Below are 26,903 nucleotides of genomic sequence, written 5' to 3'. Positions count from 1 at the left end.
GACGGGTCACGGGTGCGTGGTGGGTTTGCCGCCCTGGCCGGGCGCGGACGTGGACTTGCCGCGGTTGGTCTGGCCGGGGGCCGGTGTGGTCCCGGGCCCCGTGGTGGGGGCCGGCTGCACGGGGGGCGCGACGGTGGCGCCGGGCGTGTTCCGCGGAGTGGCACCGCGGTCGGGGCCCGCGGTGGACGGGGCCGCCGGCGGCTGGGCGGTACCGCTCACGGCGCCGCCGGTGCGCTTCGGGGCGCCGGTGGACCCGGGGGCCGGGGAGGCGGCCGGTGCCTTGCTCGGCGCGGCGTCCGGGGCCGCCTGCGAGGGGTGGGGGAGCGGCAGGAGCGGGGAGGAGAGCGTGGGCCCGCCGAAGAGGGAGCTCAGCAGGAGCACGATGTAGCCGGCGGCCGGAACGACGAGCAGCCACCCCAGACGCCGGACGCGGCGCTGACGCCTGCCGGAGGAGTCGACGAAGACGGGACTCGGGTCGGAGGCGGAGGCGGGGGTGGAGGCGGAGGTGGGGGTGCTGGGGGCGGACGCGGGTGGGCGGGCGCGCCCGGAAGGCGACGTGGGTGCCGGCGCGGCGGGGGGTTCGGCGGGGGGCGCGGAGGAGGGGCCGGGCGTGGGCCAGGGTGTGGCGGGGGTGTCGGAGTAGGGCGCGTGCCAGGGCGTGGCGGGGGCTTCGGGGGAGGGCGCGTGCCAGGGTCCGCCGGGGGTTTCGGCGGAGGGTGCGTGCCAGGGGCCGCCGGGGGTTTCGGGGAAAGGCGCGTCCGTGGGCCAGGGCGTGGCAGGGGGTACGGGCGCGTACCCGTACCCGTACGCGGCGTGGGGATACGGTTCCGGTTCTGCCGTGGAACCCGGTGGTCGGTGCATCGGTGGACAGCCTCTACAGGTGGTGGACGGGACCCGGGCGGGGGTACGGACACGGGGGGACGGCCCGTACTCCGCCGGACCGGGTCTCGTCCGGGGTCAGGGGTTCGCCCCCGGCGGGTGCCCGGGGGGAACGTCCCGGCCGGGCGAGGACGGGGCGGGGCTCCGGTGTCCCGGCGGACGGGTGCCGGGACCGTGCTGTCCGGCGCTCGGACCCGGGGTGACGGGACGCCGGCTCGGTTCGTGCTTGCCGGTGTGCGTGGGGTTGGCGGCCCGCGGGTTCCGCGTCGGGGATGCGGTCGGCGCGGCGGCGGCCGGCGCGGAGGCGGTCGGTTCCGGCCCGCTGTCCCCGAGGGGACCGCAGTAGCCCGGTACGGCGGAGCGGCCGCCCGCGGCGGCGACCAGCGGGGCGAACCGCTGCTCGGCCAGGACCTCCTCGGGACGCGGACCCGCGGCGCGGGCGAAGTCCCGGCACAGGTCGGCCAGGTCGGCGGGTACCGCCGCGGACGAGCGGCCGGACGCCCTGGGGGACGGCGCGTCCGCGACCCGGGTGCCGGGCGCGGGGGAGGCTGCCGGGCGCTCGCGCTCGGGGGCGCCGCCGAGGACGGTGGGGAGGTTGCCCGTGCCGGCCGCGACGGCCACGCCGCCGAGGGCGGCCGCCAGCGCGGCGGCTGCGACCTTCGCGCCGAGGAGCGCCGCCGGGGTGAGCAGCGACCGCTTCCGGGGCGCCGGGGCGGGAGCGGCGGCCGCGGATCCGGCGGCGGAGGCGGGGGCGGGGGCGAGGCGAGCGGCCCGGAACATGGCCAGGGCCTCCTGCTCGCCCGACAGTTCGCTCTTCCCCGCCGGAGCGGCAGCGGCGGCGAGCAGCCCGGCGAGGGCCTCGTGACCGTCCGTGGTGCCGGACAACTCCGCCAACTCGGGAATAACGGACGCCTCATGCGTGCCCGACACCCGCGACCGGGCGCCGGCGAGCAACTGCTCGGCCGTGGCGTGGTCGATCCGGCGGGATCGGTGGGTGCTCATTTCGTGCCCTTCAGCGTCGGAGCCGTCGTCGGTGTCACTCCTGGGGCAGAAGTTTTTTCGGACCACCCCGAACCACCCGGTTCACCCGGTATGCCCCCGCTTCCCGCGGCCCCCGCGGCCTCCGCCGCCCGCTGGTCGAGGAGTTTGGCGAGCTTGCGCAGCCCGCGGTGCGAGGCCATCCGTACCGCCCCGGACCGTTTCCCCAGCACCCGTGCGGCGCTGTCCGCGTCCAGGTCCATGACCACCCGCAGGAGCACGGCCTCCGCCTGGTCGCGGGGCAGGAGGGAGATCAGCGCGAGCGCCGCGCCCGTCCCCATCGTGGCCAGCGCGGCCCCCTCGGTGTCCTCCGTCGCCGCCCGGTCGTGCAGGTACTCGACCGGTACGCTCACGGCCGGCCGGCGGCGCCGGCGCCGCAGCAGGTCCATGGCCCGGTTCCGGCCGATCGTCGACACCCAGCCGCGGAAACCGTCGAAGTCGCCGCTGAACGAACCCAGATCCCGGGATATCTGGAGCCAGGCCTCGGAGGCCACGTCCTCCGCGTCCTCGCCGACCAGGACGGTCAGGTAGCGCAGGAGTACGGGCTGCACCGCGCGGAACAGCGCCTGGAAGGCCGCCTCGTCCCCCTGCTGCGCCGCCAGGACGGCGTCCGTCATGTCTCCCGAGGGTCCCGGGGTTCCGGGGGCTCCCCGGGTTTCCGGGTCCTCCCGGCTTCCGGGTGTACCCGCTTCGCTGTCGGCTCCGCCGAACTCCTCCGCACTGTGCACGCGGGACATCATGCGCCACCCGGGCCCGGCCGCTCACCCCGGCCGGAGGACCGGCGGATCGGTTGCTTCGCTCCGGGGCTGGTCAAACGCGGCGACGTTGAGCAAGGATCGCGTCCGCACCTCGCCACGCACGATCTTCCGGCACCACACGTCCACCACAGGAGGATGTCCATGCCCCGCCGTACCTCCCGCGGCCGCACCGCTGCAGTGATCGCGTCCCTGACCCTGCTCGGCCTGGCCGTACCGGCCTCGGCCGACGCCTCGCAGCCCGCGTCCGGGCTGCCCCAGGGCCGCGTCTTCATGGTCAATCCCGTCCAGTCCACCGGTGATCAGACGCTCGTCGACGCCAAGGACTCGGCCGGCGCCGTGCCCGACTCCGCCTACGCCTCGGTCGCGCTGCGCAACCTCGACGGCAGCGGGGGCCTGTCCGGCCGGTGGGCGTACATCCGGTCGGAGACCGGCGCGCCCGCGGCCGCCGCGGACGCCGGCCGGTACAACCGCGCCGACGACCAGTTCGAGCAGGTCATGGCCTACTTCTGGGTCAACGAGGCGCAGGAGTACCTGCAAGGACTCGGCTTCGGCAGCGAACTGCCCGGAGCCAACAACCGCGCCCAGCCGGTCCGCATCAACCAGTGGGGCGCCGACAACTCCTTCTTCACCGACAAGAAGGCCGAGATCCGCTTCGGCAAGGGCGGCGTCGACGACGCCGAGGACGCGGAGGTCATCGTCCACGAGTACGGGCACGCGGTGCACAACGCGCAGGTCCCCGGCTTCGGCACCTCCCCGGAGGCCGGGGCGATAGGCGAGGCCTTCGGCGACTACCTCGCCGTCTCGGTCGGCGAGCACGCCGCCGCCGTCCGCGGCTGGCCGCGCGGGACGGACCCGGCGTGCGTGGCCGACTGGGACTCGGTCGGCTACAGCGCGGCCCCGCACTGCCTGCGCCGCATCGACGGCACCAAGGTCTACGCGGACCGCACCGGCGAGGTGCACGCGGACGGCGAGATCTGGTCCCGTGCCCTCCTCGACATCCGCACGGCCCTGGGCGCGAGGACGGCCGACCGCATCATCGTCAACGCGCAGTTCGGCTTCGCCCCCGACACCAGCTTCCGCGACGCGGCGCTCACCACGATCGCCACCGCTCGGAGCATGTACGGGACGGGCGCCGCGGACGCCGTCCGGACGGCGTTCAAGAACCGGCAGATCCCCGGCATCGCCTAGGGCTTGTCCGGCCGTTCCTGCCGGTCATCAGTGACGGACCAGGCAGAACGGATGCCCTGCGGGATCGGCATAGACGCGCCAGCTCCGTTCCTCGGAACCGTCGTCCAATACGGTCGCCCCCATGGCCAGCACCTGTTCTTGGGCTTGGTCCAGGTCCGCAACGCCGAAGTCCATGTGGAACTGCTGGGGACGGGCGGGGTCCGGCCATCGAGGCGGGCGGTGGTCCGCTGGACGCTGGAAGGCGAGTACGAGACCGGAGGGCGTGTGCAACGTCGCCCAGCCGTCACCGACTGCCCACCGCCGATCCTGCTGGTTGACGGTCCCGCCGAGCATCGATTGGTAGAACTCGGCGAGTCCCGCCGGATCCGGGCAGTCCAGCACCACACATTGAAGATCAGCGATCATGCACGGATCCTAGGTGGCCGCCGGCGGGACCTGCCCGTCGGTATTCAAGACCGCCCGGACAAGTCCCAGCCGGCAGCCCCGGCCCCGGCAGCCCCCGGTCCCGGCCCCTGTTCGGGGCCGGCCGGGCTATTCCTCCCCGGTGAGTCCGGCGCGTTCGGCGAGGGCGCCGCCCTGGAAGCGGCTCTCCGCGCCGAGTTCCTCCAGCAGCTCGGCGATGTGGCGGCGGCAGGTGCGCAGGGACATGCCCATCCGCCGGGCGATCACCTCGTCCTTGGCGCCCTCGGCCAACAACCCGACCAGCGCCCTGCGCAGGCTCGGTCCGACCTCCTTGTACGCGGCCCCGCTGCCACCGCGGAACGGGGTCGCACCGGACCAGTGCTGGTCGAAGACCCGGCACAGGTACGCCACCACGTCCGGGTTGCGCACCAGTACGGCGCCTTCGCCCGGTCCGCCGTCGGTCCGCCGGGGCAGGAAGGCCACGGAGCGGTCGAACACCACGGCCCGGTCCGGCAGTTCGGCGGCCGTGCGGTACTCGGCGCCGGCTTCCGTGAGGGTCTCCACGTACCCCTGGGTGGAGAGGCTGGCCCGCGCCGAGTGCTGGTAGAGGGTGCGCATCCGCACCCCGCGGCGCAGCATCGCGAGGTCCCGCTCGATGGCGTCCCCGAGCCGGTGCGCGGCGCGTCCGCCGCCCGGCTGGATGCTGAACACCTCCTCGCGGCAGCGCGCCGACTCCTCGGTGAGCAGCGCCGAGGCGGCCGCGAGGTCCGGCAGTACGTCCACGCCCTGCCGGTGGTCGCGTTCGCGCCGGGCGGCGCGGTAGTGCGGCATGAGGGAGCGCAGGTCCTCGCGCACGGAGTGGGCGTGTGCCGCGGCCTGCGCGACCTGGGCCTCCAGCGGGCCGACCGCCTCCGCCGCGGCCGCGTCCGGGCTGACCGGGATCAGTTCCCCGGGGCTGCCGGGCGCGGGGCGCAGCAGCCGGAGCAGCAGCAGCGTGCGGCAGGCCTCCTCGGCCTCCTCGGGGGTCAGGCCGAGGGCTGCGGGTACCTCGGGTGCCTCGGGCGTCCGTCTCTTGAGGCTCCCCTGCGACAGTGCGTACTCGAACACGGCGACGGCCCGGGCGTCCAGCCTCGGCAGCTCGATGGATTTGGTCTGCATGGTCATGATTTCCCCCGCAATGCGGCCCTGCTACTTCCGTGCCATGCAGGCTATTGCCAGCGCCCGGGCCTGGACCAAGCGGGCATGCCGGTATGAACTTCTGTCATCGGCCGGGCCGCATCCCGGCGGGCCGATATGCCGGCATACGGCGCGAACCGCCCGACGCGGGCGCTCGCCGCCCGGTCCACGACCTCCCCATCCAGGAGCCACGCCATGTCCCGAACCCTGCCCCGTCTCCTCCTCCTCGCGGCCCTGCTGGCCGGCGGTCCGCTCGCCGTGCAGCAGGAGGCGGGCCCGGGAGCGGCCGACGGGCAGCACCGGGGAACGGGGGGCGCGGCGAGCGCGGTCCTCGCCGCGCGACTCCTCGACACGAGCTGGGGCGACGACTACGTCCGGCCCGTCCTCTAGCGGGCCCTGCCGTCACCTTCCCGTCCGCCCTGTGAAGGGCGAGCGGTGAACAGCGAGCAGCGAACAGCCAAGAGCCAAGAGCGAAGTGTGAGGTGTGAGGTCGTTGAGCGTGTCATCACTGCCCCGGACTCCGGCCCCGACCCTCACCGGACCGCGGCGAGCCCGCGCGGAGGGCCCCGCGGACCTGGCGCTGCTGCCCGACCTGGTGCGTGCCGTCCTCCTGAGGCGTGCGGCCGGGGCGGTGGGGGGCGGATCCGCCGGGGGTGGATCCGTGGGGGACTGGGCCGTGGGGGACTGGGCCGTGGAACCGGGGGAGTTCTGGTGCCACGTACGGCCCTCGGGCGTCGTCCGCCGCGCCCAGGGGTGGAAGCTCCACGTCTCGGCCACCCCGCTCTCGGCCCCCCTGGTCCTGGCCCGCGCCGCCGAGGTGCTGACCGGCCACCGCGCGCCGTTCAAGTTCGCCGGGAGCCCCGCGCGGGTCGCCGCCCTCGTCTCGGGGCGCTTCGCCCGCGGCGGAGCAGGCAAGTTCATCACGGTCTACCCGGCCGACGACGTGCAATTCCGGCTGCTCGCAGAGGAGTTGCACCGGGCCACCGTGGGGCTGCCCGGGCCCGCGGTGCTCTCCGACCGGCGCTATCTGCCGGACAGTCAGGTGTACTACCGGTACGGGGTGTTCGCCGCGACCCCCGAGCTCACCCCCGACGGAGCCTACGCCGCCCGGCTGACGGACCCCGGGGGCCGGCCCGTTCCCGACGAGCGCAACGCCTGGTACAGCCCGCCGTCCTGGGCGGGGGATCCGTTCCCGGACCGCCCGGCCGCCCCGGCCCGCAGTACGGCCACCGCGAAGCCCGTGCTGCTGCACGAGCGCTACCTCGTGCGCGGCGCGATCCAGCACTCCAACAAGGGCGGAGTCTTCCGGGCGGAGGACACCGCCACCGGAGCCCGGGTGGTCGTCAAGCAGGCGCGCCCCCATGTCGGCGCGAGCCTCGAAGGGCTGGACGTACGGGACTTGCTGCGCCGGGAGGCCGCCCTGCTGGAACGCCTGAGCCTGCGGTTCCCCGACCGGGTCCCCCGCCTCGTCGAGGTGTTCGAGCAACAGGGCAGCGCCTTCCTGGTCGCCGAATCGGTGCCCGGAACCACCCTGCGCCGGACCGTCGCCGAGCGGCTGATCAGGGAGGGCGCCGCCTGCCCCGACGAGCGGACCGCCGGTTCCCTGGTGCGCCAACTGCTCGACCTGGTCGGCGCCGCCCACGAACTCGGCCTCACCCTGCACGACTTCAACCCCAACAACGTCATGGTCACCCCCGACGGACAACTCCGCCTGATCGACCTGGAGATGGCCGCAACGGAGGGCGAACGCTGGGTGCTCGGCGCCACCCCCGGCTACACCGCGCCCGAACTGCGCGCCGCCGACCCGGTGGCCCCCGCGTTCGGTCCCGCCGTGGACCTCTACGCCCTCGGCGCCACCGTCCTGCACGCCCTGACCGGCGCCGACCCGCTCTTCGCGGCGGACCGGCCCGCGGCGGAGGCCCGCCCGGACGAGGAGCGGCTGTCCGGGCTCCTGGAGCTGCTGGGCCGGGACCAGCCGCTCGTACGGCGGTTCGGGCCGCTGGTCCGCGGCCTGATGCGCGACGCACCCGAGGACCGCTGGACGCTGGAGCGGGCCCGGGAGGATCTCGCGGGCGGCCCGACACCGGAGCCGACACCGGAGCCGACACCGGAGCCGACACGGGAGACGGCGGCGGAGCCGGTGGCGGCACTCGGGGCGCCGGCCGTACGGAGCGCGCCCGCAGCGCCCGCAGCGCCCGCAGCGCCCGCAGCACCCGCCGGCCTCCGGGCACGGCTGCTGCACGACGGGGTCGCCCACCTGCTGGCCACCATGCGCCCCGCCGACCCCGACCGGCTCTGGGCCGCGGACTCCGTCGGCGCGACCTGCGATCCGGTGGCCCTCCAGCACGGCTCCGCGGGCCCCTTGGCGGTGCTCGCCCGGGCCCTGCGGCACGCCGACGACCTCGCGGCCGGCTCCGGCTCCGGCGCCCCCCGCGGGAGCTCCCAGGGTTCCCCGTACGAACCCCCGGTCACCCGGGAAGCCCTGCGCGCGGGGCTGCGTACGGCCGCGCTCTGGACGGCGGACCGGCAGGAGGCGCTCCCCGGCCACCTGCCCGGACTCCACTTCGGCCGGTCGGGCACGGCCTGGGCCCTGCTCGACGCGGCCCGGGCGCTGGAGGACGCGGCGCTCACCGAACGCGCCGTGAAGCTGGCCCTGGCGCTGCCCGTCGAGTGGCCCAACCCCGATGTCTGCCACGGCGCGGCCGGAGCCGGCCTGACCCAGCTGCACTTCTGGCGCACCACGGGCGACCCGCGGTTCCTCGACCGGGCCGCGCGGGCCGCCGAAGGCCTGCTGGCAGCGGCCCGGCGTACGCCCGAAGGCGTCTTCTGGCCGGTGCCCGAGGACTTCGACTCCGGTCTGGCGGGCGCCTGGCACTACGGGTTCGCGCACGGGGTCGCCGGCGTCGGCACCTTCCTGCTCCTCGCCGGGGAGGCGACGGGCGACGAACGGCTGCGCGCCGCGGCCGTGGAGGCGGGCGCCACCCTCGCCGGGGCCGCCCGCCGCGGACCGGCGGGCACCCTGTGGCCGGTGGACCGGGCCCGGCACCTGTCGGACTCCCCGGAACTGGCCCGGCACTGGTGCAGCGGCTCCTCCGGCGTCGGCACCTTCCTGGTCCGCCTCCGGGCGGCCGGCGGAGCCCGCGACACGGGCTGGGCCGACCTGCCGGACGCGCCTGACCTGCCCGACCTCGCCGAGCTGGTGGAGGGCGCGGCCGCCGCCGTCCGGGCGGGCCGGGTCACCGATACCGCCGCCACCTGCCACGGGCTCGCGGGCAACGCCGAGTTCCTGCTCGACGCCGCCGAGCTGACCGGCGACGCGCGCCACCGGGCGGGAGCCGAGCTGCTGGTCGAGCACATGGCGGCCCAGGCGGTGCTGCACGACGGCCGGCTGCTGGTGCCCGACGAGAACCGCAAGACCGTACTGGCCGAGTACGCCACCGGCCTGGCCGGGAGCCTCTCGCTGCTGCTGCGCCTGCGGTACGGCGGCCCGCGCGCCTGGCTGCCCGAGGGCGGATCCGCCCACCCCTGAGTGTCCGGTGGCCGACGGCCACCGGCTGCCGGGCCCGCACGGGTCCGGCGTTCCACCCGCAGTTCCCGCTGCAGTTCTCTCTGCAGTTCCATCCGCACAGAAGGAGACCGCCATGGCGGAGTTCGACATCGACGCCCTCCAGGTCCTGCCCGAGGACCTCCGTACCGAGGACGCCCGCGGCGAGGAGCACGCCGCCGCGCTGATCACGGCCTGCCGCTGGCACACGAGCGGCTGCTGATCGCCCGCTGAACCGGCGGCGGCGACCCCCTTCGCCGCCCTGGGAGGGGACCGGACCTCTGCACCGGCCCCTCCCTCGCCGGTCGGCGCCTGCCGGGGCAGGCTCTCGCGAACAGGTCCTAGACCGGCGAGGGTTCGACGGAGGACCACCCCTTGGCGGTCGGGGTGAAGACGATCCCGCCCACCACCAGGAAGCCGAACGCGTCGTCGGCCCCGGTGCGGACTCCGCCCGGGACGGTGAACCGGCCGGTCTGCTTGCGGGAGACCAGGTCGATGACCACGCCCGAGGTCCGGCACCGTACGTACGCGAGCCCGTCGGTCACCACCACCGCGTTCGAGGCCTCCGGGCGCTCCGGGTCGGTGCACTCCTGCGCCAGCGGAATCCGCCACACGGCGCCGCCGGACTCCTGGTTGAGCTCCATGAACCCCGGCTCGCCGCCCGCCGCGGTCGCCATCAGGTACACCTTGTCCCCGGCCACGGCCGGTCCGGACAGCGTGGTGCCGGCGTAGGGGAGGTCCGCGCTCCGCCGGCGGGCCGGCTCACCGCGCAGCACACCCGCCCCGTTCTCCTTGTTGCACAGGAAGACGGTCGCGTCGCTCTCGTCCCGGCCCAGTGTCAGACCGCGCGTCTCGCAGATCCCGGGCATCGTGAAGCGGGTGCCGTCCTGGGGAGTCCCGAACGGCAGCTTCTTCCCCGTGGCCCCGTCGAGGGCGGTCACGAAGCTCTGCTCCCTCGTGTCGGCGTCCTGGGCGGCCCGCCCCTGTACGTATACCCGGTCCCCGTCGACGCGCAGCGCCGGAAAGTCGTCGGTCAACTCGGCCGACCCGGGCACCGACTGCTGCCACAGGACCTTCCCGTACCGGGTCTCCAGCGCGGTGACCGTGCCGGACATGGAGACGGCGAACACCCGGCTGCCGTCCGCGTCCAGCACCGGCCGCCGCAGCATCTCCTTGGTGGGGAACTTCCACCGGGGGGTGCCCTCGGCCAGGTCCAGCGCGGTGAACCCGCTCCTGTCGAGCGCGATCACCGTGTGGGTTCCGGCGGTCGCTCCCGGGGCCACCATCGGGGCCTTCCCGTCCACGATGCCTTCCAGCAGGTGCCCCCACAGCAGTTCGCCGGTCGCCGCGTCGAACCGGCTGAGAGCAGAGGCCTTGCCGGGGCGGGCCGCGGTGCACACCAGAGAGGATTCCGCGTACGCGCAGGACCCCATGTCGTCGCCGCCGTTCCAGGCCCGCCACCCGGCGGGGCGCCGGGCGGGCGAGTCCGCGTAGGCGCGGCTGCCACCCGGGCTGCCGCCCTCGGTGGCCACGTACGGGGCGAGGCTTCCGTGGGGCGTCGGCGTGGACGGAGCCCGCGAGGCGGGGGTGCCGGAGGGCCCCGCGGAGGTCTCGGGGGCCTTGGCGTTGTCCCGCGAACCGTCGGCCGGCGGGGAGAACCGCAGGTAGAGCCCGCCGCCGGTGAGCAGCGAAGCCACGAGCGCCGCGGCGAGGAGAGCGCGCCTACGGGGCCTGCGCGGCCGCCGGGCCGCCACGTCTCCGGCGGGGCCGGTCGGCGGCCCGGACTGCCGGGTGAGCGGCCCGTCGGTGTCCTCGGATGCGTCCCCGGGCACGGCGGGCGAGTCCGGGCCGCCGGAGCCGGAGCCGGAGCCGGAGGCTGCGTCGTGCGGGTCGCCGGAGTCGTCGTCACCGGCCCCGGGCTCCGCTTCGCCGCCGCCTTCGACTCCGTCGCCGGCCGGCGAGCCGGTCCAGGTCCCGGCCCCGAGCGGCTTACGGGCTTCCCCGCCGGGGCCGTCGTCCTCGCGGAGCGGGCTCTCCCAGTCGGCCGCCGGGATCTGCGCGAGCACGGCCAGCAGTTCGTCCGGTCCCGGCCGGGCGGCCGCCTCCTTGGCCAGGCACGCCCCGACCACGGCCCGTAGCGAATCGGCCAGACCCTCGATGTCCGGCGCGTCCGACACCACGCGGTAGGCCGTCATGTAGTGCGACTCGGCGTGGAAGGGCCCCCGCCCGGTCGCGGCGAACACCAGCACCGATCCCAGCGAGAACACGTCCGAGGAGGGCCGCACCCGTGCCGGAGCCGACAGCTGCTCCGGCGACATGTACGGCGGGGTCCCCAGGATCTGCCCGGTCGAGGTCAGCGTCTGCTGCCCCGCCGCCCGCGAGATCCCGAAGTCGATGACCCGCGGCCCGTCGTCCGTCAGCATGACGTTGTCCGGCTTCAGATCGCGGTGGATCACCCCGGTGGTGTGCAGTTCGCGCAGCGCCTCCACCAGTCCGAGCGCGAGCACGCGCAGCGCGCTCCCGCGCAGCGGCCCGTCCGCCTTCACCCGGGCGCCCAAGGTCCGTCCCGGCACCAGCTGGGTGGCCATCCAGGGCCGCTCCGCGTCCGGGTCGGCGTCCACCACCGCCGCGGTGAAGGCCCCGCTCACCCGCCGGGCGGCCGCCACCTCCTGCCGGAACCGGGTCCGGAACTCCGGGTCGTCGGCGAACTGCTGGTGCACCAGTTTCACCGCGACGAGCCGCCCCGAAGCGGCCCGCCCCGAGTACACCGTCCCCATCCCGCCGGAACCCAGCCGGGCGATCAGGACATACCCGCCGATCGCCCGCGGATCCCCGTCCCGCAGTGTCATGTCCCGCCCCACCCCACCGAGTACATCCGTCGGCGGCACCCTATCCCGGACCTGCGCACTTGTACCGCGAAGGCACTCCCGGCCCGCCCGGATCCGCGGGCGTCACGCCGAACGCAGGGCGTCCGTGGGGGAGGCGCGGGCGGCCCGCAGCGCGGGGTAGAGCCCGGCGAGCGCGGCCACCACCACCGAGACCGTGGGGCCGGCGACCAGGGTGTAGAGCGGGATGGCCGCCGGCCAGCCCTGGACCAGCGCGTAGCCGTACACCGTCAGGCTGCCCAGGAGCAGTCCGCCCGTCCCGCCGATGAAGCCCATCAGCACGGCCTCCAGCAGGAACTGCGCCGAGATCTGGCCGCCCCGGGCCCCCAGCGCGCGGCGCAGCCCGATCTCGCCGCGGCGTTCCATCACGCCGACGACCATGGTGTTGGCGATCCCGACGCCGCCCACCAGCAACGCCACGCCGGCCAGGACGAGTACGAGCGCGGTGAGGCTGTTCTCCGTCTCGGTGCGGGCCAGCAGCAGATCGGAGGGCCGGCTCACCGCGACCATGGTCGGGCTGCCGGGATTCGCGCTGGCCGCGGCCACCGCCTGGACCTGCGGCACGCGTTCGGAGTACGACCGCAGGTAGACGGTCGCGGCGCTGCCGTCGGCCCCCAGGTGCGCGACCGCCTGGGGCCAGCCGACCAGGGCCGCCGTGCCCAGCTCGGGGGCGAGTTCGTTCGGGGCGAGGATGCCGAGCACCTGGTACCACTGTCCGCCCAGCCACACCCGCTCGCCCGGTCCGGTGACGGCGAGGCGCTGCGCGGCCTGGCCGCCGAGCACGGTCACCGGGAGGTTCTCGCTCGCGGCGTCCAGCCACCGCCCGCTCCGGAGTTCGGCGCGCAGCACCTCCAGCAGGTTGAGGCGCGCGGCCAGCACGGTGAGGCTGCCCGTCTGCTGCGCCGGTACCAGGTCGTTGCGGTACACCTGGGCCTTGGTGGCCCCGGTGGCCGTGGTCAGCTGCACGGGCGCGATGGCGGAGAGCATCTTCTCCGCGGTGAGCGGGAGCGGCACCGGCTGCTGGTCGGGCCCCTTGCCGGGGGCCACGGTGATCAGGTTGGAGCCGAGCTGGTCCAGCCGTGCCAGCAGGTGCTGCTGGTTGGAGTTCGAGATGCCGGTGACCGCGACCACGGCGGCGATGCCCAGCGAGATGCCCAGCGCGGACAGGGCGGTACGCAGCTTGCGCGTCCGCGGCCCGATCATGCCCAGGCGCAGCAGGTCCATGGGGCGCAGCCGGCTGCGGGGCGGCCGCGGTCGCGTACGGGTATGCGTACGGGTTCCGGTTTGGGTACGGGTTCGGGTCTTCATGGATGGGCTCCAGCGGGCTCCGGGAGACGTTCGTCGAACTCGATGCGGCCGTCCTGGATGCCGACCCGCCGGGGGAACGAGGCGGCCAGCGCACGGTCGTGGGTGATGACCACCACCGTGGTGCCCTTCGCGTTCAGGGTGCTCAGCAGCTCGACCACGGCGGCGCCGGACACGCTGTCCAGCGCTCCGGTGGGCTCGTCGGCGAGCAGCAGGGCCGGCCGGCCGATCAGGGCGCGGGCGATCGCCACGCGCTGCTTCTCTCCGCCCGAGAGCTGGTCGGGGCGGTGGTCCAGCCGGTGCCCGAGGCCCACGGCGCGCAGCGCCTCGACGGCCCGCGCGCGCCGCTCGGAGACCGACGCACCGGCGTACAGCAGCCCGGTCGCCACGTTCTCGACGGTGGTGAGCCCGGCCAGCAGGAAGAACTGCTGGAAGACGAAGCCGATCCGGTGCGCCCGCAGCGCCGCCAGCTCCCGGTCGGACAGGCCGGCCAGATCGCGGCCCTCGAAGCGGAGCCGCCCCGAGGTGGGGCGGTCGAGCGAGCCGAGCAGCGCGAGGAGGGTGGACTTTCCGGAGCCGGACGGCCCGACGACGGCGAGGAGTTCACCGGCTTCGACGGTGAGGTCGATGCCGTGCAGGATGCGCAGCGGCGGTGTGCCCGGATACTCCTTGACGATGCCGGACAGCTCCAGGACGGGGGCGGTGTTCTCCGCCGGGGGAGCCGTCATTTGGGGATCACCACCTGCGCGCCGGGCTGCACGTCGCCGGTGATCTGCGCCTTGGCGTCGGCGATCAGGCCGAGCTGGACCCTGACCAGCCGGGGGGTGGGTCCGTCGGAGACCCGCACGCCGTAGCCGCCGCCGTCCAGGGCGAGCAGCGCGGTGACCGGAACGATGAGCGCGTGGTCTGCGGTGTCGCCCACCACGGTGACGGTCACCGCGGACTGCCCCGCCCGCTGCGCCTGTTCCTGGCCGTCCAGCACGATCGTCACGGTGGTCTTGGCAGCGCCCGCTCCGTCCCCGGAGCCGCCGCCCGCTCCGCCGGCACCGTCCTCCCCGCCGGAGCCGGAGCCGCGGACCAGCGAGCGGATGCGCCCCTCGACGGCGGAGCCGTCGGCCGACTTGATGCGGACGCGTCCGTCCGGCTTGAACCGGGAGAGCTGGTTCTCGGCGGGCCGCACGGTGACCACGAGCTCCTCGCGGGTCACGGTCATGACCGAAGAGCTGCCCAGGGCCGCGCCGAGCTGCGCGCCGACCTGCTGCACGCGGGCGGACTCCTGCGGCAGCATGACGATGCCGCCCAGCACCACGGTGCCGGTCTCCTTGAGCCCCAGCGACTTCTGCCAGCGCTTCACGGCGGTGGCGGTGTCCGGGGTGAACTTCTGGTCGGCGGTGAGGCCGAGTCCCTTGGCGTGGCCGAGCTTGACCAGGTTGCGTTCGAGCTGCTCCACGTCGGCGCCGGCGGGGACACCGGGGCCCAGGTCGCGCCACATCGGGCGGTCGCCGGCCATCAGCACCACCGGCTGCCCGTCCACCTCGTAGAGCTTCTGTCCGGCCTTGACGACGGCGCCGACCGCCGGGAGCCACGTGAGGGTGCCTTTGCCGGCCGCGACGACGGGGGTGGGCCCGTCGTACACGAGCGAGCCGGTGAGCTGGATGCTGCTGGACAGCGACCCCTGCTCCACCGGGGCGAGGCCGTACTGCACGCCCGCCCGCTCCGTCCCCCCGGTGCCGCGGTCCCACGGGCGGGCGACGGCCACCGCCCCGGCCCCGGCCACCACGGAGAGCACCAGCAGCGGGACGAGGACCCTGCGGCGCCTCCTGCTGCGCACCCGGCCTCCCTCCTCGGCGAGGGGCGCGGCGGGTTCCGCGGGGTCCGTGGATGCTCCGGTTCCTGCGGGTTCCGTCGTGCGGGTCACGTTCACTCACCGATCCGGTAGCCGGGCAGCGGGAACTGCGCGTCGCAGGCGCGCGCGGCGGCATCCCACTTGGCCGGGTCGAACACGGCGCGCGGGACGACGACCACGCCCTCCTCGGGATCCGGGTCGGGCATGTCGGAGTAGCCGTTCTTGCGCGCGCACTCGACCCACTTGCGGGCCATCTCCACGTACTTGGCGCTGTCGGCCTGCTGGATCTGGTGGATCCCGGGCACCTTCTCGTCGCACAGCCGGCTGGCGGCGTCGTAGCCGGACGGCATGCCCGTGTCCGTGCTCGCGGCCGGAAAGCCGATGTTGCCGTCCTTGTCCTGCTCGACGCTCGTCTGCCCCTGCTGGTGCATGCAGTCCACCCAGGCCCGGCGGACCGCGTTGTCGTCCTGCGGCTTGGCCCGGCCTCCGCGGTCGCCCCCGGCGACCTCGGGCGCCGGGGCGTCGGCCGAGCAGCCCGCGAGGGCCAGCACCGCCGCCGCGGCGGCCGCGGCGGGCAGCGCGCGCAGGCCGCGTGGACCGCTTGGGCCTTGCGTTCCCGCAAGGCCTCGCAGCCCTCGCAGGCCTCGTACCGACCGGCCGCGTATCGCGGCGGATGAGCTGCGCATGTCCCACACTCCCAGTGCGTTGCCGATGAACGCCCAGTTCTACGGTTCGCGCGGTGAGCCGCTTGTGATCGCGCGCCTAACCACCGGCTAACCGGCGTGCGGGCAGGCTGGTCCCCGGCGCCGGCCCGCAGGGAACAACGGCGGCACGGGCGAACGGAGCGGGACGCGATGCGGGTGCTGATTGTCGAGGACGAGCGGGAGCTGGCCCTGATGCTCGCGGAAGGGCTCCGCGACGAGGGCATGGTCTGCGATCTCGCCCACGACGGCCTGGAGGCGCTCAAGCGGACCGGCGAGGCCGATTACGACGTGGTGATCCTGGACCGGGACCTGCCCGGACTGGGCGGCGACGCCGTGTGCCGTGCGCTCGCCGCGATGGGCCATCCGGCCCGGATCCTGATGCTGACCGCCGCGGACACCCTGTCCGACCTCGTCGAAGGCCTCGGCCAGGGCGCCGACGACTACATGACCAAGCCCTTCTCCTACCTGGAGCTCGTCGCCCGGCTGCGCGCGCTCGGCCGCCGCACCGCGGCCGGCCGGGCCGAGGTGGTGCTGAGCCGGCACGGAATCAGCCTCGACACGGTGCGCAGGGTCGCCGAACGCGACGGCCGTCCGCTGCACCTGACGCCGAAGGAACTGGGCGTCCTGGAACTGCTGCTGGCCGCCGACGGGGCCCCGGTCGCCACCGAGGAACTGCGGGAGCGGCTGTGGGACACGGGACTCGACCCGGCCACCACGGCGGTACGGGTCACCGTGCACGCGCTGCGCCGCAAGATCGGCGATCCGCCGCTGATCGTGCACGACGCGGGCTACGGATACCGGCTGTGATCCGGTCCCGCTTCCCGATCGGCCCCGGCCGCCTGCCGCTGCGCGGCCGGCTGACCCTGGTGACCACGGCCGTCTTCGCCGTGCTCGGCTGCGGGGTGCTGGCGCTGAACTGGCTCAGCTCGCGCCAGCTCATCGAGGCCAACCGCGACATCGTCATCGCGTCCGCCGGAATGCCGGAGGCACAGTTCCCCGATCCGGGGACGGCCGAGGTGGCCCCGGGGACGGCCGATCTACCCCCGGGGGCCGCCGACGTGCCTCCGGGGGCGACCGACGTGCCCCCGGGGTCCACCCAGGCCGCCCTCACGACCCCGGCCGAGGCCTTCGACCACTTCCAGAACGCCATCCTGGGCGACCTGCTGACCCGCTCCGCGGTGCTGCTCACCGTCTTCACGGCGCTCGCCGCGCTGCTCGCCTGGTGGGCGAGCCACCGCTCCCTGCACCGGCTCCACCAGGTGACCGGGGCCGCACGCCGGATCAGCACCGGCAGCAGCCTGGACGAGCGGCTCGCTCTGGACGGTCCGTACGACGAGATCCGCGAACTCGGGGACACCTTCGACGCCATGCTCGACCGGCTCGACCGGAGCTTCACGGCCCAGCGGAGCTTCACCGCCCACGCCTCGCACGAGCTGCGCACCCCGCTGACCGTCCTGCGCACCGCGCTGGAGATCCCCCTGGCCCAGGGGCGGGTCCCGGACGAGCTGCGCCCCGCCGTCCTGCGCGCGCTGGACGCCAACGTACGGATCGAGCGGCTGATCGCGGCCCTGCTGACCCTGGCGCGCGCGGAGAGCGCCGCACCGGCGCTGCGTCCGACGGATCTGGCGGACACCGCCCGGGCCGCGGCGTACGACCTGGCCGAGGAGGCCCGTACCGCCGGGGTCCGGGTCACGCTCGACGCGGCGGACGCGCCGGTGGACGGGGACCCCGCACTGCTCCGGCAGGTCGCGCTCAACCTGCTGGCCAACGCGGTGCGCCACAACCATCCCGGCGGCACCGCCGTGATCGTGACCGGCACGGTGGGCGACCGGGTGTTCCTGGAGGTCTCCAACACCGGCGACGTCGTGCCGCCGGAGGAGGTGCCCGCCCTGTTCGCGCCGTTCCACCAGGGCCGGGAGCGGGGCAGCGGTTTCGGGCTCGGGCTCGCCGTGGTCCGGGCGATCAGCGACACCCACCACGGCGAGATCGTGGCCACGCCCCGCGCGGGCGGCGGGCTCACGGTCCGCGTCCTGCTGCCCGGCCGCGACGGGGCCGCGGCCGGGGCGGGTTGACCTGAACCGGTACGGGGTGACCTCAGCCGGTACGGGTTGACCTCAGTCCTCGTCCGCCCAGCGGTGTCTGATGTTGATGAGCGAGGCCTTGGCCAGGACCACGGGATTGAGGAAGCGCACCGGGCCGATCAGCCGGGACGCGAACAGGTGCATGTGCCGCGCCATGGCCGCGTCGCGCGCCGCCGCCGCGAACACCAGCTCCTCCCCGGGATTGAACGGACGGGACTTGGCGAAGTCGATCGCCAGCGTCTGGTGACCGCTCAGTTTGCGCCCGTGCTTGCGCGCGTACCGCCTGAGCGACCTGCCGAGGTCACCGCGGCCGGCCGCGGCCGGGGCGACCGCCTCCGCCAGCCAGCGCGCGGACTCCAGGGCCCACCCGCATCCCACTCCCCACAGGGGGTCGCCGGTCAGGGCGGCGTCGCCGATCAGCGCGAGGCCCGGTGCGGTGGGCTTGCGCATGTGGAGCGGGTAGTCGACCGTCCCGATGATCTTCGAGACGCGCTCGGCGGAGTCGATCGCCGGCGCCTCGGGCAGGGCGCGGACGAAGGCGGCGAAGCTGCCCTCCAGGTCCTCGCGGAACTCCGGCAGCCGCTTCTTGTCCGGGAGCACCGCGAGGACGGTCACCCCGTCGTCGTTCGGGAACGCGTAGGCCATGTCGGGTTCGAGGAACCAGGTGTGACCGATGCCGTCGCGGAGCGGCAGGTTGCGGAAGTGGGCGAGGTAGCCGAAGCGGTTGTTCGGACGCGTCACGGTGCGCATCCCGGCGTGCTTGGCCACCGCCGAGTCCTTGCCGTCGGCGCCGACCACCAGCCGGGCCCGGATCTCGCGCTCGCCCTGCGGCGTCGACGCGCGCACCCCCACGGTCCGTCCGGCCTCCCGGACCACCTCGGTGACCTGGTGACCGAGGAGCAGGTCGACGCCCGGGGTCTGCGCGGCACGGGACCTGATCAACGGGTCGAGGGTGCTGCGCCGGACGTTGTACGCGTACGGCAACTCGGGCCCGCCCGGAGCCGGTTTCGGCTCGATCCAGCCCCAACGGGTGTACCAGCGCGCCGTGTTGCGGACCGCTCCGGCCTTCTCCAGGTCGGGGACGAGGCCGAGCTCGTCCAGGACCGGATAGGCGTTGGCCGTGATGGAGTGGGTGCACAGCACCTTGTACGCCTCGGGGTCCGAGCGGCGTTCCAGCAGGGCGACGCGGACTCCGCGCCGGGCGAGCAGGATCGCCGCGGCGCTGCCGGCGAGGCCGGCCCCGCTGATGACGACGTCGTAGTCGTGTTCCGCGCTCTCAGGCCTGGGCATGCGCTGATCGCCCCCTTCGGGGTGTGGTGCCGCTGACGGGAGTGGTGCAGCACCCACAGGTGTCATGCCCATGAAGACTTGTCAAGATCGCGCCGACCCCGGAAGCGGGCCGGTGCGGCCGCCTTGTCGTACGGCGGCCGCACCGGCCCGGAGCGTCACGGCCCGGAGCGTCGCGGCCCGGACCGCGAGGGCCCCGGCCTCAGTCGTCCAGCTCCAGGCGGTGGACGCCGCCCTGGTCGACGCCGGCGAAGAGGTACCGGCCGTCGGGCGAGGCCGCCAGGGACAGGACATCCTTGTTCGGCATCGAGCGGGAGATGTTGTGCCAGGTCAGCCCGCCGTCGGTGGAGCGCAGCACGCCGCGCCCGCCGGTGGGGGTGAAGTCCGTCCAGCGGGTGCCGGTGCCCGCGTAGAGGGTGCTGCCGACCCGGAGGAGGCTGGAGACGCTGATCCGCAGGGCGCCGGTGTCGGCCTTGGTGAAGGTCTTGCCGCCGTCCTTGCTGACCCGGATCGCCTGACCGCCCGTGACCATGGCGTCCGCCGTGAACTGGACGGCGTGCACCGCTGCTCGCACCACCGGAACCGACGGGCCCCGGCGAGGACTCCGCGGAACCGGGCGAGGAGGACAGGCTGCTCCTCGCCCTGCTGGTCAGCGGGTTGAAGGACGAGGCGATAGCGCGCCAGCTGGGCTGGTCGGTACGGACCATGCGGCGCCGGATGAGCCGCCTGCACGACCAACTGGGCGCGGCGAACCGCTTCCAGGCGGGAGCCGTCGCGGCCCGGCGGAAACGCGGTGGTGACGCCGGGAACGCCCCGGTTAGCATCCGAAGATGACGATGCCGGCAGACAAGCCCCTCCACGACGCCGTGCGTCGAGCCGACCTCGACTGGCTGGCCCGCCATCTCGACCCGCAGGTCTGCCCGCCGGCCGCCTTCGGGCTCCTCGTCCGGCACGGGGATTCCCGACTGCGGTACCTGGGGCTGGCCCTGCTCGCCGAGCGCGTCACCGCGGGCCGGACGGGCGACGAGCGCGAGACGGCCGAGCTCGCGGGGCTGCTGCCGGTGTCGGTGGAGGGCCCGCCGGAGGAGGCGCTCCTCCTGGCCCGGCTCCACGAACGACTCGGCCCGTACGTCCTGGAACACCGCCGCCCGGCGTGGCGTACGGCCGGGCTGCCGGTACGCGTACGGATCGCCTGGCTGCGCGCCGAGATCCTGAACGAGCCCGCGGTGATCCGGAAGGAGCCCCCGGGCGAACTGCTCTACCAGGCCCTGCGGGAGACGACCGCCACCGGAGCGCACCGGCCCGAGCAGCTCGTGGACGAGCTGGTGGGCAGCGGCGACCCGGTGGTGCAGGGGGAGGGGCTGCGGCTGGCCCGGCAGGCACTGCACGCCGGCCTGCTGGCCCCCGTACGGGTACGCGCCCACGTGATCGGGCTGCTCGGCAGCGGCAGCCCGGCCGTCGCCGCCGCCGCGCTGGAGGAACTCACCGAGCCCTGGGCGGCGTTGGAGCCCCTGCCGGCGGGGCGGCTGTCGCCCTTCCTCACCGTCGCGTCGGCGCTCACTCGGCCCGGGACCGCCGATGCCGCGCTCACGGCCGCGGCCCACCACGGACACCGCGGCCTGCTCCGGCAGGTCATCGACGATCCGGATCTGCCGCCGGGCCTTCGCCGTCGGGCGATGGAACGGCTCGGCGATCTGGCGGACCGCGGCGACATCGGCGCACTGACGGAGATCGCCGCACGGGACCCGCTGCTGTTCGGAGCACCCGCCGTGACCTGCCTGCGCGGGCTCCACCGGCGCGGGCACTTCCCGGAGGCTCCGCACGTCCCGGCCGTCATCGGCCTGGCGCTGGCCGATCACTCGGTTCCGCCCCACGAGGTCGCGACGATCCTGTTCACCTGCCGCCACGAGACGCTCCGCGTCCTGGCCGACGCGGATGCAGGCGACCCGAGCTGGCCGCGGCGACTCGCCCTGCTGGTCGCCCTGGCCGGACAGGGGGCGCAGGACCTGGAGATCGGGGACGCCGTCACCCGGGTCCTCCCCTCGGCTCCCGCGCCGGGGCCGTTCCTCGACGCGATCCGTGCGCTGCGCCACGCGGATGCCGAGGACGCCGTGATCGCCCTCCTGCCCTCGGCGCCCGCAGCGGCCCTGGACGCGCTGGAGGCCATCGGCGGGCACCGGACGACGGCGGCGCTGAGGGAAGGGCTCGGCCTCGTCGCGGAGGACGGCGCGGGAGAGACGGAGGACACCGCGGGAGAGACGGAGGACACCGCGGGGGAGACGGAGGACAGCGCGGGGGAGACGGAGGACGGCGCGGCAGGGATCGCCCCGCATCTCCGCGCCGTACGCCACCGCGCGCTCGAGGTGCTGTGGCACCTGACGGACGATCCGTCACGGCGGAGTGCCCTTCTCGACCGCCTCGATCCCGCCGATCTGCCGACGCGCATCGCGGCGGACCTCGGCGGTCCGGACGAGCGGGAACTGGCCCTCCTGAGCTCCCATCTGGACCCGGACCAGCCGGTGGCCGCACTGTGCCGACTGGCCGCACACGGCGGCGCGGGCACGCTGCCGGTCATCGCGGACCTGCTGCTGCGCGTCGTGGCCGAGCTGGCGGCGTCCCGGGAACCGGGCGCAGCCGCCCCGCGTCTCGACGGCGTGGAGCAGGCCGCACCGCAGCCGTGGGAGCCGGCCCGACAGCATCCCGGGGAGCCTGCGGTCCCCCAGGAGATCCTGGACGCCGTACACGGCCTGGGCCGCCGGCTCCACGAGCGGGGACGCATCAGGCCGGCCTGCCTGCTCGACGCGCAGACCCCGCAGGAGGCGGGCCACGCTCTCGTCGCGACCCTGGCGCTCGATCTGCTGGACCGGCCCGGACTGTCGAGCGGCGAACAGACGGTCCTGCTCGAACTCCTGCTCCGAGCCCCCTACGCGGGCACCCGTGCGCGGGTGCACCGCCTGCTGCGGCACCGCGACCGGCACGTGCGCAAGCACGTGATCGCGCTCCTCGCCCGCGAGGCCACCGGGGACGATGCGCAGGCCCTGTCGGCGACGCTGATCACGCTGACCACCGCCCAGGACATCCAGACCGTCCGGCAGGCGCTCCTCGCCCTCGGCCACGCGCGGGCCCGCTGGGCCGCCACCGCGATCGCCGCATGTCTCGGCCACCCGAACATGAACGTCAAGAAGACCGCCGCGCAGGTCCTGGTCGGCGCGGGCACGCCCGTGGCGGTACCGGCGCTGCTCTCCTGGCTCGGACGCCACGACAATCCGGGCCTGCGCGGCACCCTCATCGAGGCGTTGCGCGCCGTCCTCGGCGACGCGTACCCGGCGACCGTCCTCGCCGCGGCCGAGCACAGCGACCACGGCCGTACCCGCGAACTGCTGCTGGCAGGCCTCGACGGCGCCCTGCCGGTGCGCTCGGTCCTCGCCCTGGACGAGCAGGCGTCACGGGTCGCACCGACCCTGCTCGCCCTGGTGGCGAGCGGTCGCGTCGGCCTCGCCTCCGGGACGGTCGAGGGCCTGTCCACGGCCCTGGCCCGGCACGGGATCACCACGGCCGCCGCACCCCGGTCGGCGGCGGACACCGGAGCGCAACGCGATGTCGACGCCCTGGTGGCGGAGGGCTGGCACGCCCCGACCGCGCTGCGCCTCACCGCGCGGCACGAGCCGCTGCGCCCCTTCCGGCTGCGGGAGCTACGGCACCTGCTGCCGGACTGGCTGCGGCTGGCCGCCTGCGAACCCGCCGAGCGAGCTGCCGTCCTGCGGCTCACGCTCCGGCTCTGCCCCGCGCCCTGGACGGCCGGGGAACTCGCAGCCTTCGCGCGGTCCACCGCGGTCCTGCTCGACGGGCTCGCCGAGGCCCCGGCGGAGGACCGGCACGGCCTCATGGCGGTACTCGAAGCGATCGCACCGACCCTGCCCGCGGTCGAGAAGCAGACCGTCGCCGTGGCGGTACGCGCACTGCCCCGCGCCCCTGCGGACGGCCCGTCCACACTGACGCTGCTGCGGAGCCTCGACGCGGTACTGGTCCGCGCCGACCTCGAACAGGCCCTGGAATGCGCCCGGTCGGGCGCTGTCCCGCAGCAGGCCGAGACCGCCGTGCTGCGGGACGCGTTCGCCGTCCCGCAGTCTCCCGCGACCACTACGGCCACTGCGGCCACTGCGGCCACCGCGGCCACCGCGGCCACCACGCAGGCCGAAGCCGAAGCCGCGGCCGAGGCCTGGCGCGCCGAGCTGGAGGCCGCGGTGCGAACACCGGGCGCCCTGGAGGAGTTCCGCCGACGCTGCCGCCAGTACGACGGCGTCCAAGACCAAGACCAAGACCAAGGCGAAGGTGAAGGCGAAGGCGAAGCCCAAGCCGGAGCCCGAGCCCGAGGCTCCCGGGACCGTCTGGCCGCGCTGATCGACGTCCACGTTTCGGCCGGACCCGAGGTCCGCGTCGCCCTCGTCGACTGGATGACGGAGATCCAGCCCCTCGACGCACCCCCGTGGACCATCGCCGAAACCGCCCGCGCCAAGGCTCCGCACCCGCGGACCGTGCGCATCGACGACCTCGACCAGCCCCGTTCGGCGGCATTGCGGGACCGCCTGCTGGCCATGCTGCAGGCACCCGCGCCGGACCGCCGGCACACCGCGGCCCTCGCGCTCCTCGCATGGCCCGAGCTCGACTGCGGGCTCCCCGTGCTCCGCGCGTTCCTCCGGGGCGCTGTCGACGTACCCGTCGGCGAAGGCCTGGTCCGCGCATGGGGCGCGATCGAGGAGGAGGAACTCCGCGCGGACGGCATCCTGCACGACAGGGTCGCCCTCGTGGCGAGCGACCTCGGCCCGTCGGACCTGGAGCCGCTGGTCCCGCTGCTGCTCGAATGGTGGGAGCACGATCCGCCGTCCGGCAGCTCCGCGGCCCGGCGGGCGCTGGGCCGGGTCCCCGCCGACGTGCTGGCGGAGCGGCTCGCGGAACGTCTCGACGCAGGCGCCTGGGGGTTCCTCGACCTGCTCGGCGGGCGTCCCCTGCTGCGCACCCCCGCGATGACGCGGACCTGCCGACGGCTGCGCGCCGAAGGACGCGACGACCTCGCCGACACCCTGGACCTCGTGGACGGTCCGCTGCGCCGCCCGGACACCGCGCAGGAGGACGCCGCCGCGCTGGCGGCGCTCCGCGACCGCGGCCCGGCCGCGTCTGAGGCGGCGTACCAATCCCCCTCCCGGCAACAGCTGTTGGACCTGGCCCGCACGGGTGACCCGGTACAGGTGCGCCAAGCACTCACGCGACTCTCCGAGGGGCACGGCGGCCCGGACGCGGACCCCGACCCCGACCCCGGCCTGCGGGACCTGATCGGCACCTTGCTGCACCACCCCAGGCCCAAGGTCCGTCTGCACGCCCACCGGACCTCGCGGGCCGTGCTGGACCGTCAGACCTACCTCCACCACACCTCGATCCTGCTGCACGATCCCCAGCCGGACCTGGTGCGCACGGCGATCCGTACCCTCTGCCACGCGACCTGGACACCCGCGATCCCCGCGATGACCGGCCTGCTGGAGCACGCCCACCCGGTCGTCCGCAGGGCCGCGGCCGAGGGACTCGTCGCCATGGGCGCGCCGGCGGTCCCGGCGCTCAGACGCGCCGCCGTGCACGCCCGCCCCGACAAGCGCTCCCTCTACGCGGAGATCCTCGAACGGATCACGGCTGCCCTCGACGGCTGATCAGGCAGGGCAGTCCGCGAGGGTGCCCGAGGACATGAACTCCCGGGCCGTGCCGTCCTCGGCGGTGATGACGGCGGCCCACCGGGTGTAGGGCCAGTTCGCGGAGCCGGCGGCCTGGGCGCGCAGGCTCCGGCAGACGGCGGAAGCGGCGATACGGGCCCAGCTCGCGCGCGTGGCGCCGTCCCAGTCGGGCCTCTTCACCCACACGTACAGGGCGCGGCCCTCGGGGTCGTATCCGGCGCTCGTGTTGTGGTGGCCGAGGGAGCCGTCGGGCCACCGCGCGAAGATGCCGGCGACGGCGTCGGTGGCGACGCGGATCTCCTCGCGGTCGCTGCTGGGGACCTGGGCCCGCGCCAGGCCGGGCTGCCCGGGACGCCAGTCGTCGGTCCGCTGGGTCACGGAGGTGGTGCAGGTGGGGTTGGTGCGGAAATCGTCCTCCCACACGATCCCGGGTCCGCCCGCGCGCGCGGTGTCCACGATCACGTAGTCGGTGTAGGGGTAGTCGGGATAGATGCGGACGAGGTCCCGCAGTCCCAGGCAGGCCAGTTGGGCGATCTCCTGGACCGCTACGGGAGGAAGCCCGCCGCCGCTGCCGCCCATGGCGACGTACACCTCCTTCCGCTCCTGGTGGAAGGTGAGGGTGCCGTTCTCGGCGTCGGGATAGGCCACGGGGTCCAGCCAGGCTCCCGTGCCCATCGCTCCGTAGGTGTCGGTCTCGGCCGCCGTCCGGCCGGGGCGGGACTCCCTCCACGTGGCGATGGAGGCCTCCCCCGAACCGGTCCCGGTGCCGGTCTCCTTCGCGGGCCCGCCCTGGCGCGTGGCGTTCCCGGCCGGGCTCGCGCTGCTGCCCGGCGCCGGATGCACTGCCGTCGCGGCTGCCGCCGTCGCCGATGCCGCCCGGGTCGCGCCGCGCGGTCCGCCGCCGTCCTCGTTCGTGACGAACGCCGCGATGCCGCCGCCCAGTCCGCCCACCAGGGCCGCGGCCAGGGCCACAACAGTCAGGGTCCGCGTCCGGGACGCTGCGGCCGGGGCGTACCACGACGGGTCGTCCGGCGCGGGCATGTGCCACTCGGCGGCGATGAGGTCGCCGACCAGGGTGGGCGCGCCACCGGGCGCGAGGACCTGGGTGGCCTGCGCGGACAGCAGGGTGGCGCACGCGTCGGCCGCCTCGGCTGCCGTCGGCCGTTCGCCGGGCTCCTTCGAAAGGGCCCGCGCCACGATCTCCCGGAGTCCTTCGGGTACGCCGGTGAGTTCGGCCTCGCCCGCCATGACGCGGAAGGCGACCACGTCGGGGGCTCCCGTGCCGAACGGGAGCCGGCCCGTCGAGGCGTAGGCGACGAGCGCGCCCCAGGCGAACACGTCCCCGGCCGGCCCCGCCGTCCCGGTGCGGTACTGCTCGGGGCTGATCCAGCCGGGAGTGCCGGTCATGACGCCGGTCCGGGTCACCGACGTGCCGTCGACCGCGTGGGCGATGCCGAAGTCCAGGACCCGGGGCCCGGACGGGCTGAGGATGACGTTCTGCGGCTTCACGTCCCGGTGCACCACGCCCGCCCGATGGATCGCGGCCAGCGCCTGCGCGGTACCGGTGGCGAAGGCGTGCCGGGAGCCGCCCGTGAGCGGGCCGAGAGCGGCCAGGTGCTCGCTCAGGGTCGGACCGGGCGCGAACTCCGAGGCCAGCCACGGGGCGGCGGCCTCCGGGTCGGCGGCGAGCAGCGGCAGGAGGCACGGGCCCTGGACCCGGGACGACAGGGCGACCTCGCGGCGGAACCTGGCCCGGAACTCCGGGTCCTCGGCCTGCGCCGGGTGGATGACCTTCACCGCCACCTTCACCCCGTCCGGGGTGAGGGCGGCATGGACGGTTCCCATGCCGCCCTCACCGAGCCGGCCGATGACCCGGTACGGGCCGATCCTCCCCGGATCGCCGGGCCGGGGAGGCCGCACCCGCCCGGCGGAACCGCTGCTGCTCACGAAAGACTTCCTTCTTCTGCCGAGTGCAGGATGGTACCGAGGCGACGTGCCCGGGCGCCCTGCCGTCTCAGCCCCCGCGTGCCGGTCGAGCGGGGCGGTGCGGTGGAACAGGCCGAGACGGTGCGGGGGCGGCCTGCCCACCG

Annotated in this window: 21 protein-coding genes; 8 read left to right on the top strand and 13 right to left on the bottom strand. The window is 75.1% G+C overall.

Going from position 1 to position 26,903, the window contains the following annotated elements; translation table 11 throughout:
* Positions 1-6: 6 nt before the first annotated feature.
* From OG898_RS00805 to OG898_RS00795, 3 genes are all read right to left on the bottom strand, one after another.
* The gene (locus OG898_RS00805) at positions 7-861 is read right to left on the bottom strand and encodes a hypothetical protein (protein ID WP_266954326.1); all 855 of its coding nucleotides are present in this window, start codon (positions 859-861) and stop codon (positions 7-9) included.
* 96 nt (positions 862-957) lie between these two features.
* On the bottom strand, positions 958-1,881 hold the full coding sequence (locus OG898_RS00800; protein ID WP_266954324.1) for a hypothetical protein: 924 nt from the start codon (positions 1,879-1,881) through the stop codon (positions 958-960).
* Entirely contained in the window at positions 1,878-2,534 is a 657-nt protein-coding gene (locus tag OG898_RS00795) for an RNA polymerase sigma factor (RefSeq protein ID WP_266954322.1), read from the bottom strand. Before OG898_RS00795 ends, OG898_RS00800 begins: the two co-directional genes overlap by 4 nt.
* Before the next feature lie 282 nt (positions 2,535-2,816).
* Between OG898_RS00795 and OG898_RS00790 the strand changes: the two genes are divergently transcribed.
* A complete protein-coding gene (locus OG898_RS00790) occupies positions 2,817-3,863 on the top strand; it encodes a M4 family metallopeptidase (RefSeq protein ID WP_266954320.1) in 1,047 nt (348 codons plus the stop codon).
* 27 nt (positions 3,864-3,890) lie between these two features.
* Here the strand turns inward: OG898_RS00790 and OG898_RS00785 are convergent, their stop codons facing one another.
* Together OG898_RS00785 and OG898_RS00780 are read right to left on the bottom strand one after the other, a co-directional pair.
* Positions 3,891-4,268: a VOC family protein gene (locus tag OG898_RS00785; protein WP_266954318.1), complete on the bottom strand. Its 378-nt coding sequence runs from the start codon at positions 4,266-4,268 to the stop codon at positions 3,891-3,893.
* Between the two features lie 126 nt (positions 4,269-4,394).
* Complete coding sequence (locus OG898_RS00780) at positions 4,395-5,429, bottom strand: hypothetical protein (protein WP_250744211.1); 1,035 nt, start codon at positions 5,427-5,429, stop codon at positions 4,395-4,397.
* A gap of 207 nt (positions 5,430-5,636) precedes the next feature.
* Between OG898_RS00780 and OG898_RS00775 the strand changes: the two genes are divergently transcribed.
* The 3 genes from OG898_RS00775 (at position 5,637) to OG898_RS00765 (ending at position 9,208) form a co-directional block, all read left to right on the top strand.
* The gene (locus tag OG898_RS00775) at positions 5,637-5,831 is read left to right on the top strand and encodes a hypothetical protein (protein ID WP_266954315.1); all 195 of its coding nucleotides are present in this window, start codon (positions 5,637-5,639) and stop codon (positions 5,829-5,831) included.
* A 109-nt stretch (positions 5,832-5,940) separates the two neighbouring features.
* On the top strand, positions 5,941-8,970 hold the full coding sequence (gene lanL, locus OG898_RS00770; protein WP_266954313.1) for a class IV lanthionine synthetase LanL: 3,030 nt from the start codon (positions 5,941-5,943) through the stop codon (positions 8,968-8,970).
* Between the two features lie 112 nt (positions 8,971-9,082).
* Positions 9,083-9,208 (top strand): ALQxL family class IV lanthipeptide, encoded by a 126-nt coding sequence (locus OG898_RS00765; protein ID WP_250744215.1) that lies wholly within the window; start codon positions 9,083-9,085, stop codon positions 9,206-9,208.
* 118 nt (positions 9,209-9,326) lie between these two features.
* Here OG898_RS00765 and OG898_RS00760 read toward each other — a convergent pair whose 3' ends face one another.
* From OG898_RS00760 to OG898_RS00740, 5 genes are all read right to left on the bottom strand, one after another.
* Positions 9,327-11,834, bottom strand: a complete 2,508-nt coding sequence (locus OG898_RS00760; RefSeq protein ID WP_266954311.1) for a protein kinase — start codon at positions 11,832-11,834, stop codon at positions 9,327-9,329.
* A gap of 102 nt (positions 11,835-11,936) precedes the next feature.
* A complete protein-coding gene (locus OG898_RS00755; RefSeq protein WP_266954309.1) occupies positions 11,937-13,094 on the bottom strand; it encodes an ABC transporter permease in 1,158 nt (385 codons plus the stop codon).
* A gap of 80 nt (positions 13,095-13,174) precedes the next feature.
* Entirely contained in the window at positions 13,175-13,903 is a 729-nt protein-coding gene (locus OG898_RS00750; RefSeq protein WP_250744218.1) for an ABC transporter ATP-binding protein, read from the bottom strand.
* Positions 13,900-15,093 (bottom strand): peptidoglycan-binding protein, encoded by a 1,194-nt coding sequence (locus OG898_RS00745; RefSeq protein WP_266954306.1) that lies wholly within the window; start codon positions 15,091-15,093, stop codon positions 13,900-13,902. Before OG898_RS00745 ends, OG898_RS00750 begins: the two co-directional genes overlap by 4 nt.
* 2 nt (positions 15,094-15,095) lie before the next feature.
* Positions 15,096-15,707 carry a hypothetical protein gene (locus OG898_RS00740; RefSeq protein ID WP_250744220.1) on the bottom strand — a complete coding sequence of 204 codons (612 nt, stop codon included), beginning with the start codon at positions 15,705-15,707 and terminating at the stop codon, positions 15,096-15,098.
* 168 nt (positions 15,708-15,875) lie between these two features.
* Between OG898_RS00740 and OG898_RS00735 the strand changes: the two genes are divergently transcribed.
* Positions 15,876-16,532, top strand: a complete 657-nt coding sequence (locus OG898_RS00735; protein WP_250744221.1) for a response regulator transcription factor — start codon at positions 15,876-15,878, stop codon at positions 16,530-16,532.
* Positions 16,529-17,797 (top strand): HAMP domain-containing sensor histidine kinase, encoded by a 1,269-nt coding sequence (locus OG898_RS00730; protein WP_266954303.1) that lies wholly within the window; start codon positions 16,529-16,531, stop codon positions 17,795-17,797. Before OG898_RS00735 ends, OG898_RS00730 begins: the two co-directional genes overlap by 4 nt.
* 42 nt (positions 17,798-17,839) lie before the next feature.
* Here OG898_RS00730 and OG898_RS00725 read toward each other — a convergent pair whose 3' ends face one another.
* Positions 17,840-19,096 carry an NAD(P)/FAD-dependent oxidoreductase gene (locus OG898_RS00725; RefSeq protein WP_250744223.1) on the bottom strand — a complete coding sequence of 419 codons (1,257 nt, stop codon included), beginning with the start codon at positions 19,094-19,096 and terminating at the stop codon, positions 17,840-17,842.
* Between the two features lie 199 nt (positions 19,097-19,295).
* Positions 19,296-19,667 (bottom strand): hypothetical protein, encoded by a 372-nt coding sequence (locus OG898_RS00720; protein ID WP_266954300.1) that lies wholly within the window; start codon positions 19,665-19,667, stop codon positions 19,296-19,298.
* Between OG898_RS00720 and OG898_RS00715 the strand changes: the two genes are divergently transcribed.
* The gene (locus OG898_RS00715) at positions 19,658-19,927 is read left to right on the top strand and encodes a LuxR C-terminal-related transcriptional regulator (RefSeq protein ID WP_323184895.1); all 270 of its coding nucleotides are present in this window, start codon (positions 19,658-19,660) and stop codon (positions 19,925-19,927) included. The genes OG898_RS00720 and OG898_RS00715 overlap by 10 nt on opposite strands.
* A complete protein-coding gene (locus OG898_RS00710) occupies positions 19,924-24,792 on the top strand; it encodes a HEAT repeat domain-containing protein (protein WP_266954298.1) in 4,869 nt (1,622 codons plus the stop codon). The genes OG898_RS00715 and OG898_RS00710 overlap by 4 nt, the downstream gene beginning before the upstream one ends.
* On the opposite strand, the gene OG898_RS00705 is transcribed toward OG898_RS00710, so the two are convergent.
* Entirely contained in the window at positions 24,793-26,760 is a 1,968-nt protein-coding gene (locus OG898_RS00705) for a serine/threonine-protein kinase (protein WP_266954296.1), read from the bottom strand.
* Positions 26,761-26,903: the final 143 nt, after the last annotated feature.

Origin of the sequence: Streptomyces sp. NBC_00193, assembly GCF_026342735.1 — a bacterium.
Lineage (GTDB): Bacteria > Actinomycetota > Actinomycetes > Streptomycetales > Streptomycetaceae > Streptomyces > Streptomyces stoeckheimensis.
The sequence above is the reverse complement of the archived record's forward strand: the minus strand, read 5'-3'. Positions and strand labels throughout refer to the sequence as shown.

What these genes read in the sequence shown, in the direction of transcription:
- OG898_RS00805 (WP_266954326.1), bottom strand. Translation starts at nt 861, where the DNA reads ATGCACCGACCACCGGGTTCCACGGCAGAACCGGAACCGTATCCCCAC.
- OG898_RS00800 (WP_266954324.1), bottom strand. Translation starts at nt 1,881, where the DNA reads ATGAGCACCCACCGATCCCGCCGGATCGACCACGCCACGGCCGAGCAG.
- OG898_RS00795 (WP_266954322.1), bottom strand. Translation starts at nt 2,534, where the DNA reads ATGACGGACGCCGTCCTGGCGGCGCAGCAGGGGGACGAGGCGGCCTTC.
- OG898_RS00790 (WP_266954320.1), top strand. Translation starts at nt 2,817, where the DNA reads ATGCCCCGCCGTACCTCCCGCGGCCGCACCGCTGCAGTGATCGCGTCC.
- OG898_RS00785 (WP_266954318.1), bottom strand. Translation starts at nt 4,268, where the DNA reads ATGATCGCTGATCTTCAATGTGTGGTGCTGGACTGCCCGGATCCGGCG.
- OG898_RS00780 (WP_250744211.1), bottom strand. Translation starts at nt 5,429, where the DNA reads ATGACCATGCAGACCAAATCCATCGAGCTGCCGAGGCTGGACGCCCGG.
- OG898_RS00775 (WP_266954315.1), top strand. Translation starts at nt 5,637, where the DNA reads ATGTCCCGAACCCTGCCCCGTCTCCTCCTCCTCGCGGCCCTGCTGGCC.
- OG898_RS00765 (WP_250744215.1), top strand. Translation starts at nt 9,083, where the DNA reads ATGGCGGAGTTCGACATCGACGCCCTCCAGGTCCTGCCCGAGGACCTC.
- OG898_RS00760 (WP_266954311.1), bottom strand. Translation starts at nt 11,834, where the DNA reads ATGACACTGCGGGACGGGGATCCGCGGGCGATCGGCGGGTATGTCCTG.
- OG898_RS00755 (WP_266954309.1), bottom strand. Translation starts at nt 13,094, where the DNA reads ATGGACCTGCTGCGCCTGGGCATGATCGGGCCGCGGACGCGCAAGCTG.
- OG898_RS00750 (WP_250744218.1), bottom strand. Translation starts at nt 13,903, where the DNA reads ATGACGGCTCCCCCGGCGGAGAACACCGCCCCCGTCCTGGAGCTGTCC.
- OG898_RS00740 (WP_250744220.1), bottom strand. Translation starts at nt 15,707, where the DNA reads ATGCGCAGCTCATCCGCCGCGATACGCGGCCGGTCGGTACGAGGCCTG.
- OG898_RS00735 (WP_250744221.1), top strand. Translation starts at nt 15,876, where the DNA reads ATGCGGGTGCTGATTGTCGAGGACGAGCGGGAGCTGGCCCTGATGCTC.
- OG898_RS00725 (WP_250744223.1), bottom strand. Translation starts at nt 19,096, where the DNA reads ATGCCCAGGCCTGAGAGCGCGGAACACGACTACGACGTCGTCATCAGC.
- OG898_RS00710 (WP_266954298.1), top strand. Translation starts at nt 19,924, where the DNA reads ATGACGATGCCGGCAGACAAGCCCCTCCACGACGCCGTGCGTCGAGCC.